This is a genomic window from Brevibacterium sp. UCMA 11754 (assembly GCF_021532275.1).
GTDB lineage: Bacteria > Actinomycetota > Actinomycetes > Actinomycetales > Brevibacteriaceae > Brevibacterium.
On the sequence record NZ_JACBOT010000001.1, the window covers coordinates 463,094 to 478,423 of the forward strand.

Annotated in this window: 16 protein-coding genes and 3 pseudogenes; 7 read left to right on the forward strand and 12 right to left on the reverse strand. The window is 66.2% G+C overall.

Going from position 1 to position 15,330, the window contains the following annotated elements; all coding sequences use genetic code 11:
• Positions 1–151 precede the first annotated feature (151 nt).
• The 12 genes and pseudogenes from HX613_RS02075 to HX613_RS22915 all read right to left on the reverse strand — a co-directional run.
• A complete protein-coding gene (locus HX613_RS02075; RefSeq protein WP_235343851.1) occupies positions 152–745 on the reverse strand; it encodes an ATP-binding cassette domain-containing protein in 594 nt (197 codons plus the stop codon).
• Positions 732–1,709, reverse strand: coding sequence for an ATP-binding cassette domain-containing protein (locus HX613_RS02080; RefSeq protein ID WP_235343852.1), 978 nt, complete (start codon positions 1,707–1,709; stop codon positions 732–734). The genes HX613_RS02075 and HX613_RS02080 overlap by 14 nt, the downstream gene beginning before the upstream one ends.
• 11 nt (positions 1,710–1,720) lie before the next feature.
• Positions 1,721–2,500 carry an ABC transporter permease gene (locus HX613_RS02085; RefSeq protein ID WP_235343854.1) on the reverse strand — a complete coding sequence of 260 codons (780 nt, stop codon included), beginning with the start codon at positions 2,498–2,500 and terminating at the stop codon, positions 1,721–1,723.
• Entirely contained in the window at positions 2,497–3,456 is a 960-nt protein-coding gene (locus tag HX613_RS02090) for an ABC transporter permease subunit (protein ID WP_235343855.1), read from the reverse strand. Before HX613_RS02090 ends, HX613_RS02085 begins: the two co-directional genes overlap by 4 nt.
• Positions 3,423–5,015 (reverse strand): ABC transporter substrate-binding protein, encoded by a 1,593-nt coding sequence (locus HX613_RS02095; RefSeq protein WP_235343856.1) that lies wholly within the window; start codon positions 5,013–5,015, stop codon positions 3,423–3,425. The genes HX613_RS02090 and HX613_RS02095 overlap by 34 nt, the downstream gene beginning before the upstream one ends.
• A 14-nt stretch (positions 5,016–5,029) precedes the next feature.
• On the reverse strand, positions 5,030–5,761 hold the full coding sequence (gene ureG, locus HX613_RS02100; RefSeq protein ID WP_235343857.1) for an urease accessory protein UreG: 732 nt from the start codon (positions 5,759–5,761) through the stop codon (positions 5,030–5,032).
• Positions 5,762–5,822: 61 nt separating this feature from the next.
• Positions 5,823–6,713: an urease accessory protein UreD gene (locus HX613_RS02105; RefSeq protein WP_235343858.1), complete on the reverse strand. Its 891-nt coding sequence runs from the start codon at positions 6,711–6,713 to the stop codon at positions 5,823–5,825.
• Positions 6,691–7,437 (reverse strand): urease accessory protein UreF, encoded by a 747-nt coding sequence (locus tag HX613_RS02110; RefSeq protein WP_235343860.1) that lies wholly within the window; start codon positions 7,435–7,437, stop codon positions 6,691–6,693. The genes HX613_RS02105 and HX613_RS02110 overlap by 23 nt, the downstream gene beginning before the upstream one ends.
• 8 nt (positions 7,438–7,445) lie before the next feature.
• Positions 7,446–9,155: an urease subunit alpha gene (locus HX613_RS02115; RefSeq protein WP_235343861.1), complete on the reverse strand. Its 1,710-nt coding sequence runs from the start codon at positions 9,153–9,155 to the stop codon at positions 7,446–7,448.
• Positions 9,148–9,399, reverse strand: coding sequence for an urease subunit beta (gene ureB / locus HX613_RS02120; protein WP_235343863.1), 252 nt, complete (start codon positions 9,397–9,399; stop codon positions 9,148–9,150). Before ureB ends, HX613_RS02115 begins: the two co-directional genes overlap by 8 nt.
• A gap of 28 nt (positions 9,400–9,427) precedes the next feature.
• A complete protein-coding gene (locus HX613_RS02125) occupies positions 9,428–9,763 on the reverse strand; it encodes a hypothetical protein (protein ID WP_235343864.1) in 336 nt (111 codons plus the stop codon).
• Positions 9,760–9,871: pseudogene (locus HX613_RS22915) on the reverse strand (urease subunit gamma); the annotation flags it as partial. The gene HX613_RS02125 and the pseudogene HX613_RS22915, both read right to left, overlap by 4 nt.
• On the opposite strand from HX613_RS22915, the pseudogene HX613_RS02130 reads away from it, so the two are divergent.
• The 7 genes and pseudogenes from HX613_RS02130 to HX613_RS02160 all read left to right on the forward strand — a co-directional run.
• A pseudogene (locus tag HX613_RS02130) lies at positions 9,871–9,975 on the forward strand (urease subunit gamma); the annotation flags it as partial. The pseudogenes HX613_RS22915 and HX613_RS02130 overlap by 1 nt on opposite strands.
• 160 nt (positions 9,976–10,135) lie before the next feature.
• Positions 10,136–10,588 carry an urease subunit beta gene (locus HX613_RS22445; protein ID WP_235343865.1) on the forward strand — a complete coding sequence of 151 codons (453 nt, stop codon included), beginning with the start codon at positions 10,136–10,138 and terminating at the stop codon, positions 10,586–10,588.
• Positions 10,581–12,290: an urease subunit alpha gene (locus tag HX613_RS02140; RefSeq protein WP_235343861.1), complete on the forward strand. Its 1,710-nt coding sequence runs from the start codon at positions 10,581–10,583 to the stop codon at positions 12,288–12,290. Before HX613_RS22445 ends, HX613_RS02140 begins: the two co-directional genes overlap by 8 nt.
• Positions 12,291–12,298: 8 nt before the next feature.
• A complete protein-coding gene (locus tag HX613_RS02145; RefSeq protein ID WP_235343860.1) occupies positions 12,299–13,045 on the forward strand; it encodes an urease accessory protein UreF in 747 nt (248 codons plus the stop codon).
• A complete protein-coding gene (locus tag HX613_RS02150) occupies positions 13,023–13,916 on the forward strand; it encodes an urease accessory protein UreD (RefSeq protein ID WP_235343867.1) in 894 nt (297 codons plus the stop codon). Before HX613_RS02145 ends, HX613_RS02150 begins: the two co-directional genes overlap by 23 nt.
• A gap of 61 nt (positions 13,917–13,977) precedes the next feature.
• Positions 13,978–14,708 (forward strand): annotated as a pseudogene (gene ureG / locus HX613_RS02155) (urease accessory protein UreG).
• Positions 14,709–14,722: 14 nt separating this feature from the next.
• Positions 14,723–15,330: ABC transporter substrate-binding protein (locus tag HX613_RS02160; RefSeq protein ID WP_235343868.1), on the forward strand; the 608-nt coding region annotated here is incomplete at its 3' end.

Consider the following 15,330-nt stretch of genomic DNA (forward strand, 5'->3'; position numbering starts at 1 on the left):
TGCTCATCGTCGGACTCATCACCATGCTCATCGTCGCCGCCCGCCGCTGGGTCACTGTGCAACCTGCGATCAAGGGCGCCCCGCGGAGCTGACCTCGGCCGACGTGGCGCTCTCCTCGGCCGAGGTGGCGCTCTCCGCGTATGGCTGCGGCTCAACGCCAGCGGTCCAGGGACACGATTCTGCTGTTCGCGTTGGTTGCCATGACCAGTGGCAGATCGTGTGTGGCCCAGATGATCGTGTGCCCGGCCTCGGCCAAGGCGCTGAGCAGACGGGCGAACCGCGCGGCATTCGAGGCATCGAGTGCCGCGGTCGGTTCGTCGCAGACGATCGTGTCGACTCCGCTGGCCAGGGCCCGGGCCAGGCACACCCTGGCGGCCTGACCTCCGGAGAGCTCACCGCACTTGTGCTCGAGCAGCTCCGGGTCCAGCAGTGCACGGGCCAAGATGTCGGTTCGCTCTTCGGCCTCCAGCTTGCGGCCGAGGATGCGAGCGCTCCGGTCGATCACCTCGGCGACGGTGTGCCTGGGGTTGAGCCATTCGCGTGGGTTCTGCGGTACCAGCACGCCCGGCTCACCGCGGATGCGCCCGCTGGTGGGGGTGAGGAATCCGGTCATGGCCAGGCACAGGGTGGTCTTGCCGCTGCCCGAACCACCTCGCAGAACGGTGACGTTCCCGGCGGGGAAATCGGCGCTGACCGGGCCGATCAGGGTGGTCCCGTAGTCGACCTCGAGCTCATGCAGCTCCATCGGCGTCACCCCGATTCTGCTGTGCCCGATCATCGCCGGCGAGGACGTCGTCGCTGCCGTCGATGGCGTCACCGGCATGGATGGCGGTGCTGCCGTCGATGGCGTTGCTGCCGTGGATGGGTGCCCCGTCCAAGCGACGCAGTTCATCGCCGACACGATATTCCTGCCCGCCGAGGTGGCCAGGAGTCAACGGCAGCGGGTGGGCTCCCGCGTCCGGTACGGCTGCGGCAAGGGCCCGACTGTAGGCATTGTCGGCGTCTCTTGCCAAGAAGCTCTCGACGGTGCAGGTGTCGACGATGTGTCCGTTGAAGAGGACTGCGACACGGTCATCGCCTCGGGCGTTCCTGGCCATGCCGGAGAGGTCGTGGGTGACGGCGAGTACGGCGGCTCCATTGGTACGGGCGCAGTCGTCGAGGATGTCAACCATGGAATCAGCCTGCCGGGGATCAAGTCCGGCTGTGGGTTCGTCACAGACGAGCAGCCTCGGCGTGTGTGACAGTGCCGCGGCCAGGGAGACTCGGGAGATCTGTCCGCCGGAGAACTCGTGGGGGTATCGCTGAAGCAGCGAGTTCTCCAGACCGAAGGGGCGAAGGTCCGGATCATCGATCCCGGCGCGGTGGAACCACTGCCGCAGACGCAGCCGCGGTGGGAACGTGTCCATAGCGTTCTGCGGGGCCCAGGCGAGTTCACCGCGCCCGCGCAGCTCAGCCAGCAGTTTTCTGCCCCGCCGGGTGCCCAGGTCGATCCGATCGCCGCCCAGGTCACCATGCTCGGCACCGAAGTCGAGCTGACCAGTGACATCGGCACGGGCAGGAGTCAGTCCGGCCAACAGATTGCAGAGTGTCGATTTCCCGGCCCCGGACTCCCCCACCAGCCAGGTGATGTGCCCCAGCGGCAGAGTCACGGACAGATCGGAGAGGATGTGGGCTCCGGCAGACGGCAGTCGCAGAGAACACCGGCTCACGGTAATGGCATTCACAGTGATCGCGGCCTTTCTCCGAGTCGGCGGGACATGATCGTCGGCGGCAGGAGCAGCAGCATGAGTGCCAGCGTCGGGACGAGCAGTGTCCACCATGCTCCCACGGTCATGTCGTTGCGACCCCAGGCGATGAGCGGGCCCAGGGACACCGCGGCAGGGTCGACTCCGATGCCCAGGAACGAGGTGGTGGCCTCGTGGACGACGGCTGAGGGGAAGGTGATCGCCATGGCCGCGGCCACTCGCCCCCAGACGGCCGGGAGCAGATGCCAGGTCAGGATCTGACAGCGGGTGGCGCCGAGGCGGCGGTCGAAGCGCACCCACCCGGAGTTCCATTCTTCGCTGAGCTTCGGCCCGATGAGCTGGGCTGCGATCGGCCAGTGTGTGAGTGCCACCGTGACCATGATCGCTTCTCGTCCCCCGCCGAGGATGCCCACGACGATGAAGGTCAGCAGCATAGAGGGCACGGTGACGGTGGCGATGAGCAGAGCGGTCGACATCTTCGACAGTGCCCGCGACAGGGTGGAGACGACTCCGATGGCGGCCCCGATGAGAGTTGTCGCCGAGGCGGTGAGGAGTGCGGCAAGTGCAGATCCCCCGGCCGCGGTCCAGGTGGTTTGGAAGACGCTGCGTCCGTAATGGTCGGTTCCAGCCAGTCCACCGTCTCCGGGTGGCAGCAGGGAGTTCGCGAAGTCAGTGGTCTGAGTCGGCAGGAAGCGTCCGATGATGAGCAGCACCAGGACGATTGCGATGGCGACGATCGGCAGTCGAGTTCTCATGGCCGATCACCTCTGGCCGTCGCGGTGCGCACCAGCAGCACGAGTCCTGTCGTCATTCCCGCCGCGATCGAGGTGACGGTGGCCAACAGCGGCAGATCGGCTCCGGCGGCGGCTTGGACGAGTGCGTTGCCCAGCCCCGGATAGGCCAGCACCGCTTCGACGGCGGCCTCGCCGAGGACGATGGTGGGCAGATAGACCAGTGCTGGGCTGCGCACGGCGCCGAGCACGGTGGGCAGAACCGTGCGGATCCGGGCGCTGTGGTCAAATCCCCGGCCGATCAGTGCACGTGCCCACGGAGTCGACCACACCTCGGCGGCTGCAGAACGGGCCGCGGCAATGAGCGGGGCGGACCAGGCGAGCGCGATCGTGATCGCCACCCCGGGGATCAGGGTGATCGGGGCACTGACGGCGGGATTGGGCAGCGAAGCACCCCAGACCACGACGATGATCAACGCGATGAGGAACGAGGGGACTGCCAGCCAGGCGCCGAGGATGCCCGAGGCACTCGAACTCTGGGCCAGTCCCGGGAAGCGGGCCAGCGCGATCGCCACCGCACCCACCACGATCACGGTGATGGCGGCGGCGCAGACGCTGGCCGCGATGGTGTTGAGTCCGCGAGAAGTCACGATCTCTGCGACCGGAGCGTGGAGGATCCGGGAATAGCCCAGGTCACCCGTGGTCACCGCCGTGATCAGCCACTGCCACCAGGCGGAGAGCCACCCACCGGAGTGGTAGGCGGCTTCGAGGTCGGCTCGTGCCTGCTCGGAGGCGAACTCCCAGCTGCCGACAGTGTGAGCCAGAGGGTTCGCCGGTGAGGCCGCGGCCAGCGCGAACACACCCGCACCAGCGGCCAGCACTGCGATGAGCATCCCGCCGCAGACGATCGCGCAGCGACGTACGACGCCCCTGGTCACGGCGCCCCTCAGCTCTTCGTCCAGTCCGCCAGATTCCACCATGGACCCCAGTCGGAGCCGTGGACGTGGGGTTCGAACGTGGTGTCAGGAACGTCCCAGCCGTCGGTGTCGGCGACATAGGTGTGTTCGAGGAAGGCGACGATGAGATAGCTGGGGTCGTCCATGTAGAGGTCCTGGACCCGGCGGTAGTCCGCGTTGGCCTTCGCCTCATCGGTCTCCTCGGCGGCATGGTCGAGGAGTTCGTCGGCTCCGGGAATCTCCACGTCGGAAGGATTGTCGAAGACCCCGGAGGTGCTTGTGTGGGTGTGCAGCGCCGCCCTGATCTGGTGATCGATGTTGTAGGGCTGCTCCCCACCGGCGTAGACGATCGCCTGCTTGGTCATGGACTTCTCGATCTCGTCCCATTCGTCGGCTTCGACTTCGACGGTGATGCCCAAGGGTTTGAGCTGTGCGGCCACCTCGGCGGCGATGTCCCCGCGCACGGAGTCACCGGCGGGATAGGTGAACGGGATGCTCGCGCTCTGACCGTTCTTGGAACGAAGGCCGTCGTCACCCTTCTTCCATCCGGCATCGTCGAGCATTCTCTGCGCGGCCTTGACGTCGAGTTCGAAATTTGCCGAGGGTTCGTAGGCGTCGCCGTAGAACTCACCGACCGGGGTCGAGGCCGGTGTGCCGTGGCCGGCGAGGACCTCGTCGACGATCTTGTTCCGGTCGATGGCGATGTTGAGTGCCTTGCGAACGGTCGCCGAGGCGGTGAACGGGTTGTCAGAGGGCAGGGTCAGTCCGCGCCAGTCGGCGGTTCTCGCGGTGACGATCTCATGGTCCTCCCCCGCGATCTTGTCGACCGAGCGCGGTGGCACGGCTGCCCCGGAGACCTTGCCGTCTGAGACTGCTGCCGCCAGCGCGGAGGAATCCGCGTAGGCCTGGATCGTCACCGATTTCAGTTCCGGAGTGGTGCGCCAGTAGTCGTCCGTGGCCTTCAGCACCGCGGTGTCCGAGGTCAGGGATTCCAGGACGTAGGCACCGGTGCCGACGGGTTCGCTGTTGACGCTCCAATCGGCGGCCGGAGTGCCCTTTTCGATGGCCTCGCTGGGCAGGATCCCCAAGGTCAGCCGTGAGGCGAACGTGGGCGTCGGCTCGCTCAACCGGAAGACGACGGTGGACTCATCCGGTGTCTCGATGTCCTCGATCATCCGGAATGCGTCGACGACTTCCGAGGCGGAGTCGGGGTCGATGATGGCCCGATAGGTGGCGGCCACGTCCTGCGCATCGAAAGCGGAGTCATCGGAGAACGTCACGCCCTCACGCAGTTTCACCGTCCATGCGCTCGAGTCCTCATTCGCCTTCGGTTCCGCGGCTGCCAGCGCCGGTGTCAGGTCCGGCATCTGTCCAGTTCCCGGGTCCTCCTGCAGGCGCAGCAGGCCGTCGTAGAAGGGTGAGTTGCCGTCGACGGAGTAGCCGTTGACGGGGTTGTATCCGCCGAGGTCCTCGGTGCCGATGACCAGCTGCGAGTCGCCCCCGTCGGGGGCCTCGCACGCGGAGAGTACGAGTGCGAGCGCCCCCACAGAGGCCACCAGCGCCGAGGTTGTCCTTCGTTTCATATCATCGACTCAGTTCAGTGCTGGTGGGCTTCTCCACCTTCGGCATGGGTGTGCAGATAGCCTTCGCCTTCTTCCTCGGCGTGGAAGTGCGGGGCCATCGGGCCGGGGTCGACCGGGGTGTGATCACCTTTGACGAAACGGGCGTGGACCTCGCGGACCCAATCGGCCAGTGCGTCAACGGTTTCGGGGACCTTGCGGGAGACTCCGAGCACGGGCCCGCCCTCGCGTGCCTTCTTCGCGTCCTCGAGCATGAGATCGACGTCGACATCGACGTGCGGGCCGAGGTCGATCTTGTTGATGATCAGGAGGTCGGCGCGACCGATTCCCGGCCCGCCCTTGCGTGCCACGTCACCGCCGCCGGCGACATCGAGGACGAAGAGCTGGGCGTCGACGAGCGCTGGTGAGAATGTGGCGGTGAGGTTGTCGCCGCCGGATTCGATGAGGACGATGTCGAGGGGGTCGAAGTCCTCTTCGAGGGCCTCGACGGCCAGCAGGTTCATGCTCACGTCGTCACGGATGGCGGTGTGCGGGCAGGCACCGGTCTCGACGGCGCGGATGCGCTCATCAGGCAGGACTCCTGCGGCCTTGAGGAAGCGTGCGTCCTCATCGGTGTAGATGTCATTCGTGATGACGCCGATGCGGAACTCCTGCGCGAGCGCGGTGCAGATATTGGCGATCGAGGAACTCTTGCCGGTGCCGACAGGCCCGGCGATGCCCAAGCGAAGTGCTCGTTTTCCAGTGCTCATTGTCTCTCCTTCTCTTCGTGGTGGTCCTTGTGGGTTGTGGATGTCAGGTGAGTCGTGGGGCTCATCGTGGGACCGCGGACCAGACTGGCTCGCGGCCCCAGGGTTCGCCGATGTGCGTGAGTGCGGCGTCGAGGCGTTTACGCAGGGCCAAGGCGTCGGCCCCGACCGCGGTGATCTGCACGCAGGTGTCGTCGACGGGCAGGATCGCGGTCTGCGGGTCGATGACCACGGTCTCTGCCGGCAGTCCGCCCTCGGGGTCGACGATGACGATGGAGCCGACGCCCTGGCCCCGTCCTGCCACGGCGGGTGAGTCGAAGCCGAGGCTGTTCGGTCCCAGGTCGAAACGTTGGATGCTCAGCGGAGCACCGCCTCGGCGGACGGTCAGGGCGGAACTGAGGTCTCCGGGGTCTTCGCCGTGACGGCCGAGGACGAGCTCTTCGCGGTAGAAGAGTCGCGCGTCGGCTGCGAGGTCGATGTCGACGGTGTGCGTGTGGCGGCACCCATTCGCCGCGATCACCGGCTCCGGCACCCACACCAGGGTCGCTGCCTCGCCGACGTGGGCGTGTGATTCCAACAGTGAGGGGTGACCGTGAACGCCTGGCAGTACGAGGGTGGCCGAGACTTCACGGATGAGCAGGCTCGAACCGTCGCCGACGCTGACGTCGAAGCGGTAGTGGTCGCCGCCGAGTGGCCCGGCTGCTCCCGAGGTCAGGGCGATGCGGGCGGCGTTCGGATCCCGATCGATATAGGGTTCGTGGCCGCTGGCGCCGGTGGGTCGCGGCACCAGTGGGGCTTGGGCGCGCAGGCCCGACACGCGTGTTCCCGGCTGGCCCGGCTCGCTCAGCTCGGTCGCCACGGAGGCCCGACACGTCATGCCGCTGGGGCCATTGGCTTTCACCTCGGCAGATGAGGTGCCGGGGCTCCTGTTCTCAGGATGCGAATAGTCGAACATGGTCCTTCACGTGCATCTCGGCGGCGAAATCTGACAGGGGCGAGCTCAGCGCCGGCAGGTCCCGGGCCGGGGTGAGTTCGTAGTCGGCGGCTGCTTCCGCGGCGACGTCGAGTTCCTCGCCCAGGCACAGGATTGCTCCGTGGGCTTGGAAGGGGTCGATGCTCATGAGCTTGACCGCGGCGGTAGCCGGTCCGGTGACTGCTTCGTGGAGCACGACGGCCGCCGTCTCCGCGGCACCCAGCCCCAAGGCTCGACCGATTGCCCCGTACACGAGTGGCTGCTGCAGTCCCTTCGGCAGGTTCTCAAGCAGCGGATGCGGATGGATCCGCTGCATCGACCGCAGCATCAGCGTCCCCAACCACTCCCCCGTCGTGCGCAGGGCCGGGGCGGGTGTGCGGGCACAGAGCTCCGCGTCGAGATCGGCGAGGGACTGCGCGATCTCGTTCCCGAGCTTCTCGTCCACGGTCGTATCCGCGGGACGATCCCCCACCTCGGCGGTGGCGTGGTTCTCACCGAGGAGTCGCCGGGCGGAGACCGCGAAGGCGGCGTTCATCAGCCCGGTAGTGTGCAGGCGTCCGCGCAGGAAGTCCTTCAGGTCGGACACATCGGTGACCCAACCTTGGCGGATGGCCTGTTCGAGCCCACCGGAGTGCGCGTACCCGCCCGAGGGAAGTCGCCCGTCGCCGAGCATCAGGAGGGTCGCGCGTGAGGTGCTTCGTGTCATTCCTGTTCTCAGAACAGGAAATAGCGTTGGGCCATGGGCACGAACTCCGCGGGTTCGTGTTCGATGAGTTCATCATCGATGGTGACGGCGTAGGTGTCGGAGTCGACCTCGATCTTCGGGCGGGCCGAGTTGTGGATCATGTCGTCCTTCGTGACTCCACGTGTCGAGGTGATCGGCACGAAGGGCCTGTCGACGTTGACCTTGTCCGCAATGCCGTCGGCGATCGCATGTTCCGACACGAACGCCATGCTCGTCGCTGCTGCCGCGGACGACCGGAAGTTGAAGCCCATCCGTTCGGACACGGGCTGCGGGGTCGGGATCGAGGCGTTCGGGTCGCCCAAGGCGGCCACGGCCGCCATGCCGCCCTTGAACACGGTGTGCGGGCGGACCGCGAACATCGAGGGCTGCCAGAGCACGAAGTCGGCCAGCTTGCCGACCTCGATCGAGCCGACGTGGGCGTCGATGCCGTGAGCGATGGCCGGGTTGATCGTGTACTTCGCGACATAGCGCATGGCGCGGTTGTTATCGGCCCGATCATCGCCTGCCAACGGTCCGCGCAGGCGTTTCATCTGGTGAGCGGTCTGCCAGGTGCGCATGGCGACCTCACCGATGCGCCCCATGGCCTGAGCGTCGGAGGACATGATCGACAGTGCTCCCATGTCCTGGAGAACATCCTCGGCGGCAATGGTTCCCGCCCGCACCCGGCTCTCGGCGAACGCGAGATCATTGGGCACCTGCGGGTTGAGGTGGTGGGCGACCATGACCATGTCCAGGTGTTCGTCGACGGTGTTGGTCGTGAAGGGCCGCGTCGGGTTGGTCGAGGCCGGGAGAACGTTGAGCTCCGAGGCGATCGTGATGATGTCGGGTGCGTGGCCGCCGCCGGCACCCTCGGTGTGGAAGGCGTGGAAGGTGCGCCCCTTGACCGCAGCGAGCATGTCTTCGACGAAGCCGGCCTCATTGAGGGTGTCGGAGTGGATGGCGACCTGGACCCCGGTGCCATCGGCCACGCGCAGGGCGTTGTCGATGACGGCGGGTGTTGCGCCCCAGTCCTCGTGGATCTTGAAGCCGCCCGCACCGCCGCGCACCTGTTCGAGCAGGGCTTCGTCGTTCATGGTGTTGCCGCGCCCCAGGAAGAGGACGTTGACCGGCCAGGGGTCCATGCTTTCGAACATGCGGGCCAGCCACCAGGGGCCGGGGGTGGCCAGTGTGGCCTTCGAGCCTTCCGTTGGCCCCGTTCCGCCGCCGACCATCGTCGTGGTTCCGGCCATAAGTCCGACCTGGAACATATCGGGTCCGACGTAGTGGACGTGCGTGTCGACGGTGCCGGCGGTCATGATGAGTCCGTTGCCCGCAGCGATCTCCGTGTTCGGGCCGATCACCAGATTGGGGTCGACCCCGTTCATGGTGTCGGGGTTGCCTGAACGTCCGATGCCGACGAACCGGCCGTCGCGAATGCCCACATCGGCCTTGATGACTCCCCAGTGGTCGAGGATGATCACGCCGGTGATGACGAGGTCAGGGGTGCCCTCGGCGCGGGTCCGTGATGATTGGGCCATTGATTCGCGAGCGGACTTTCCGCCGCCGAAGACGACTTCGTTGCCGCCGACACAGTAGTCCTTGTCGATCTCGATGACGATGTCCGTGTCGGCCAGTCGGACTCGGTCACCGACGGTGGGGCCGAACGATGCCACGTATTCGGACCTCGATATGTCAACCATCCAACTCTCCTCTGCATTCGCCTCGGAACCCAAGGGCGATGCGTGCGCCCTGCATGGGAACGAGTTCGACTTCTTCATCGGCATCCGGCTCGAAACGCATCGCGCCGCCGGAGAGCACATTCAGTCTCTTGCCCCAGGACCGTTCGCGGTCGAATTCCAAGCCGGGATTCACCTCGGCGAAATGGAAGTGCGAACCGACCTGGATCGGACGGTCGGAGACGTTGGCGACTCGCAGGGTCGTCACGGCCAAGCCGACATTGATCTCGACCGGCTCATCGCGGAGGAAGATCTGTCCGGGGATGACCTTGTCTGCAGCCGTGACCGGCGCAGTCGATTCCTCGCGTGGCCCCTGCCTCGAACCCGCTCCGGGTCGCCTCGGCTCGCTGGGGCCGCTGGGGCCGATGAGGGGTGTCGTTCATGCTCGTCGATTCCCGGTTCCACCACGACGGTGGTTTCGACATCCTCGTAGTCGCGCCCGGGGTCATCGCTGGGATGTTCGCGTCGATGTCGCGATGCTCAGGCTTCAGGTCCTCGTTTTCGAACGGGTTTGTGCCCTGCTTCTCATCGTCGGGTCCCGTTTCCGCCGGTCCGTGTTCGTTGCTCATCATTGGAGCGGTCCTGTCACGGTCACGAGTTTGGTCCCATCGGCGAAGGTCGCCTCGACCTGAACCTGGTGAGCATTTCCGTACCCCTTCCATGACGTCATCTCTGCTGAGATGACGTCATGGAAGGGGTACCGGAAATGCTCACCCAGGTTCAGGTCGAGGCGACCTTCGCCGATGGGACCAAACTCGTGACCGTGACAGGACCGCTCCAATGATGAGCAACGAACACGGACCGGCGGAAACGGGACCCGACGATGAGAAGCAGGGCACAAACCCGTTCGAAAACGAGGACCTGAAGCCTGAGCATCGCGACATCGACGCCGAACATCCAGCGATGACCCCGGGCGCGACTACGAGGATGTCGAAACCACCGTCGTGGTGGAACCGGGAATCGACGAGCATGAACGACACCCCTCATCGGGCCCCAGCGGCCCCAGCGAGCCGAGGCGACCCGGAGCGGGTTCGAGGCAGGGGCCACGCGAGGAATCGACTGCGCCGGTCACGGCTGCAGACAAGGTCATCCCCGGACAGATCTTCCTCCGCGATGAGCCGGTCGAGATCAATGTCGGCTTGGCCGTGACGACCCTGCGAGTCGCCAACGTCTCCGACCGTCCGATCCAGGTCGGTTCGCACTTCCATTTCGCCGAGGTGAATCCCGGCTTGGAATTCGACCGCGAACGGTCCTGGGGCAAGAGACTGAATGTGCTCTCCGGCGGCGCGATGCGTTTCGAGCCGGATGCCGATGAAGAAGTCGAACTCGTTCCCATGCAGGGCGCACGCATCGCCCTTGGGTTCCGAGGCGAATGCAGAGGAGAGTTGGATGGTTGACATATCGAGGTCCGAATACGTGGCATCGTTCGGCCCCACCGTCGGTGACCGAGTCCGACTGGCCGACACGGACATCGTCATCGAGATCGACAAGGACTACTGTGTCGGCGGCAACGAAGTCGTCTTCGGCGGCGGAAAGTCCGCTCGCGAATCAATGGCCCAATCATCACGGACCCGCGCCGAGGGCACCCCTGACCTCGTCATCACCGGCGTGATCATCCTCGACCACTGGGGAGTCATCAAGGCCGATGTGGGCATTCGCGACGGCCGGTTCGTCGGCATCGGACGTTCAGGCAACCCCGACACCATGAACGGGGTCGACCCCAATCTGGTGATCGGCCCGAACACGGAGATCGCTGCGGGCAACGGACTCATCATGACCGCCGGCACCGTCGACACGCACGTCCACTACGTCGGACCCGATATGTTCCAGGTCGGACTTATGGCCGGAACCACGACGATGGTCGGCGGCGGAACGGGGCCAACGGAAGGCTCGAAGGCCACACTGGCCACCCCCGGCCCCTGGTGGCTGGCCCGCATGTTCGAAAGCATGGACCCCTGGCCGGTCAACGTCCTCTTCCTGGGGCGCGGCAACACCATGAACGACGAAGCCCTGCTCGAACAGGTGCGCGGCGGTGCGGGCGGCTTCAAGATCCACGAGGACTGGGGCGCAACACCCGCCGTCATCGACAACGCCCTGCGCGTGGCCGATGGCACCGGGGTCCAGGTCGCCATCCACTCCGACACCCTCAATGAGGCCGGCTTCGTCGAAGACATGCTCGCTGCGGTCAAGGGGCGCACCTTCCACGCCTTCCACACCGAGGGTGCCGGCGGCGGCCACGCACCCGACATCATCACGATCGCCTCGGAGCTCAACGTTCTCCCGGCCTCGACCAACCCGACGCGGCCCTTCACGACCAACACCGTCGACGAACACCTGGACATGGTCATGGTCGCCCACCACCTCAACCCGCAGGTGCCCAATGATCTCGCGTTCGCCGAGAGCCGGGTGCGGGCGGGAACCATTGCCGCCGAGGATGTTCTCCAGGACATGGGAGCACTGTCGATCATGTCCTCCGACGCTCAGGCCATGGGGCGCATCGGTGAGGTCGCCATGCGCACCTGGCAGACCGCTCACCAGATGAAACGCCTGCGCGGACCGTTGGCAGGCGATGATCGGGCCGATAACAACCGCGCCATGCGCTATGTCGCGAAGTACACGATCAACCCGGCCATCGCTCACGGCATCGACGCCCACGTCGGCTCGATCGAGGTCGGCAAGCTGGCCGACTTCGTGCTCTGGCAGCCCTCGATGTTCGCGGTCCGCCCGCACACCGTGTTCAAGGGCGGCATGGCGGCCGTGGCCGCCTTGGGCGACCCGAACGCCTCGATCCCGACCCCGCAGCCCGTGTCCGAACGGATGGGCTTCAACTTCCGGTCGTCCGCGGCAGCAGCGACGAGCATGGCGTTCGTGTCGGAACATGCGATCGCCGACGGCATTGCGGACAAGGTCAACGTCGACAGGCCCTTCGTGCCGATCACCTCGACACGTGGAGTCACGAAGGACGACATGATCCACAACTCGGCCCGCCCGAAGATCGAGGTCGACTCCGACACCTACGCCGTCACCATCGATGATGAACTCATCGAACACGAACCCGCGGAGTTCGTGCCCATGGCCCAACGCTATTTCCTGTTCTGAGAACAGGAATGACACGAAGCACCTCACGCGCGACCCTCCTGATGCTCGGCGACGGGCGACTTCCCTCGGGCGGGTACGCGCACTCCGGTGGGCTCGAACAGGCCATCCGCCAAGGTTGGGTCACCGATGTGTCCGACCTGAAGGACTTCCTGCGCGGACGCCTGCACACTACCGGGCTGATGAACGCCGCCTTCGCGGTCTCCGCCCGGCGACTCCTCGGTGAGAACCACGCCACCGCCGAGGTGGGGGATCGTCCCGCGGATACGACCGTGGACGAGAAGCTCGGGAACGAGATCGCGCAGTCCCTCGCCGATCTCGACGCGGAGCTCTGTGCCCGCACACCCGCCCCGGCCCTGCGCACGACGGGGGAGTGGTTGGGGACGCTGATGCTGCGGTCGATGCAGCGGATCCATCCGCATCCGCTGCTTGAGAACCTGCCGAAGGGACTGCAGCAGCCACTCGTGTACGGGGCAATCGGTCGAGCCTTGGGGCTGGGTGCCGCGGAGACGGCGGCCGTCGTGCTCCACGAAGCAGTCACCGGACCGGCTACCGCCGCGGTCAAGCTCATGAGCATCGACCCCTTCCAAGCCCACGGAGCAATCCTGTGCCTGGGCGAGGAACTCGACGTCGCCGCGGAAGCAGCCGCCGACTACGAACTCACCCCGGCCCGGGACCTGCCGGCGCTGAGCTCGCCCCTGTCAGATTTCGCCGCCGAGATGCACGTGAAGGACCATGTTCGACTATTCGCATCCTGAGAACAGGAGCCCCGGCACCTCATCTGCCGAGGTGAAAGCCAATGGCCCCAGCGGCATGACGTGTCGGGCCTCCGTGGCGACCGAGGCGCCGTGGCGGCGGCCGCCCCCAGCCGAACACGCGTGTCGGGCCTGCGCGCCCAGCCCCACTGGTGCCGCGACCCACCGGCGCCAGCGCCACGAACCCTATATCGATCGGGATCCGAACGCCGCCCGCATCGCCCTGACCTCGGGAGCAGCCGGGCCACTCGGCGGCGACCACTACCGCTTCGACGTCAGCGTCGGCGACGGTTCGAGCCTGCTCATCCGTGAAGTCTCGGCCACCCTCGTACTGCCAGGCGTTCACGGTCACCCCTCACTGTTGGAATCACACGCCCACGTCGGCGAGGCAGCGACCCTGGTGTGGGTGCCGGAGCCGGTGATCGCGGCGAATGGGTGCCGCCACACGCACACCGTCGACATCGACCTCGCAGCCGACGCGCGACTCTTCTACCGCGAAGAGCTCGTCCTCGGCCGTCACGGCGAAGACCCCGGAGACCTCAGTTCCGCCCTGACCGTCCGCCGAGGCGGTGCTCCGCTGAGCATCCAACGTTTCGACCTGGGACCGAACAGCCTCGGCTTCGACTCACCCGCCGTGGCAGGACGGGGCCAGGGCGTCGGCTCCATCGTCATCGTCGACCCCGAGGGCGGACTGCCGGCAGAGACCGTGGTCATCGACCCGCAGACCGCGATCCTGCCCGTCGACGACACCTGCGTGCAGATCACCGCGGTCGGGGCCGACGCCTTGGCCCTGCGTAAACGCCTCGACGCCGCACTCACGCACATCGGCGAACCCTGGGGCCGCGAGCCAGTCTGGTCCGCGGTCCCACGATGAGCCCCACGACTCACCTGACATCCACAACCCACAAGGACCACCACGAAGAGAAGGAGAGACAATGAGCACTGGAAAACGAGCACTTCGCTTGGGCATCGCCGGGCCTGTCGGCACCGGCAAGAGTTCCTCGATCGCCAATATCTGCACCGCGCTCGCGCAGGAGTTCCGCATCGGCGTCATCACGAATGACATCTACACCGATGAGGACGCACGCTTCCTCAAGGCCGCAGGAGTCCTGCCTGATGAGCGCATCCGCGCCGTCGAGACCGGTGCCTGCCCGCACACCGCCATCCGTGACGACGTGAGCATGAACCTGCTGGCCGTCGAGGCCCTCGAAGAGGACTTCGACCCCCTCGACATCGTCCTCATCGAATCCGGCGGCGACAACCTCACCGCCACATTCTCACCAGCGCTCGTCGACGCCCAGCTCTTCGTCCTCGATGTCGCCGGCGGCGGTGACGTGGCACGCAAGGGCGGGCCGGGAATCGGTCGCGCCGACCTCCTGATCATCAACAAGATCGACCTCGGCCGCACGTCGATGTCGACGTCGATCTCATGCTCGAGGACGCGAAGAAGGCACGCGAGGGCGGGCCCGTGCTCGGAGTCTCCCGCAAGGTCCCCGAAACCGTTGACGCACTGGCCGATTGGGTCCGCGAGGTCCACGCCCGTTTCGTCAAAGGTGATCACACCCCGGTCGACCCCGGCCCGATGGCCCCGCACTTCCACGCCGAGGAAGAAGGCGAAGGCTATCTGCACACCCATGCCGAAGGTGGAGAAGCCCACCAGCACTGAACTGAGTCGATGATATGAAACGAAGGACAACCTCGGCGCTGGTGGCCTCTGTGGGGGCGCTCGCACTCGTACTCTCCGCGTGCGAGGCCCCCGACGGGGGCGACTCGCAGCTGGTCATCGGCACCGAGGACCTCGGCGGATACAACCCCGTCAACGGCTACTCCGTCGACGGCAACTCACCCTTCTACGACGGCCTGCTGCGCCTGCAGGAGGACCCGGGAACTGGACAGATGCCGGACCTGACACCGGCGCTGGCAGCCGCGGAACCGAAGGCGAATGAGGACTCGAGCGCATGGACGGTGAAACTGCGTGAGGGCGTGACGTTCTCCGATGACTCCGCTTTCGATGCGCAGGACGTGGCCGCCACCTATCGGGCCATCATCGACCCCGACTCCGCCTCGGAAGTCGTCGACGCATTCCGGATGATCGAGGACATCGAGACACCGGATGAGTCCACCGTCGTCTTCCGGTTGAGCGAGCCGACGCCCACGTTCGCCTCACGGCTGGACCTTGGATCCTGCCCAGCGAGGCCATCGAAAGGGCACTCCGGCCGCCGATGGAGCGTCAACAGCGAACCCGTCGGCACCGGTGCCTACGTCCTGGAATCCCTGACCTCGGACAC

Coding starts and splice junctions, on each gene's coding strand:
- HX613_RS02075 (WP_235343851.1), bottom strand. CDS start 745: ATGGAGCTGCATGAGCTCGAGGTCGACTACGGGACCACCCTGATCGGC.
- HX613_RS02085 (WP_235343854.1), bottom strand. CDS start 2,500: ATGAGAACTCGACTGCCGATCGTCGCCATCGCAATCGTCCTGGTGCTG.
- HX613_RS02090 (WP_235343855.1), bottom strand. CDS start 3,456: ATGGTGGAATCTGGCGGACTGGACGAAGAGCTGAGGGGCGCCGTGACC.
- HX613_RS02095 (WP_235343856.1), bottom strand. CDS start 5,015: ATGAAACGAAGGACAACCTCGGCGCTGGTGGCCTCTGTGGGGGCGCTC.
- ureG (WP_235343857.1), bottom strand. CDS start 5,761: ATGAGCACTGGAAAACGAGCACTTCGCTTGGGCATCGCCGGGCCTGTC.
- HX613_RS02105 (WP_235343858.1), bottom strand. CDS start 6,713: ATGTTCGACTATTCGCATCCTGAGAACAGGAGCCCCGGCACCTCATCT.
- HX613_RS02110 (WP_235343860.1), bottom strand. CDS start 7,437: ATGACACGAAGCACCTCACGCGCGACCCTCCTGATGCTCGGCGACGGG.
- HX613_RS02115 (WP_235343861.1), bottom strand. CDS start 9,155: ATGGTTGACATATCGAGGTCCGAATACGTGGCATCGTTCGGCCCCACC.
- HX613_RS02125 (WP_235343864.1), bottom strand. CDS start 9,763: ATGATGAGCAACGAACACGGACCGGCGGAAACGGGACCCGACGATGAG.
- HX613_RS02140 (WP_235343861.1), top strand. CDS start 10,581: ATGGTTGACATATCGAGGTCCGAATACGTGGCATCGTTCGGCCCCACC.
- HX613_RS02145 (WP_235343860.1), top strand. CDS start 12,299: ATGACACGAAGCACCTCACGCGCGACCCTCCTGATGCTCGGCGACGGG.
- HX613_RS02150 (WP_235343867.1), top strand. CDS start 13,023: ATGTTCGACTATTCGCATCCTGAGAACAGGAGCCCCGGCACCTCATCT.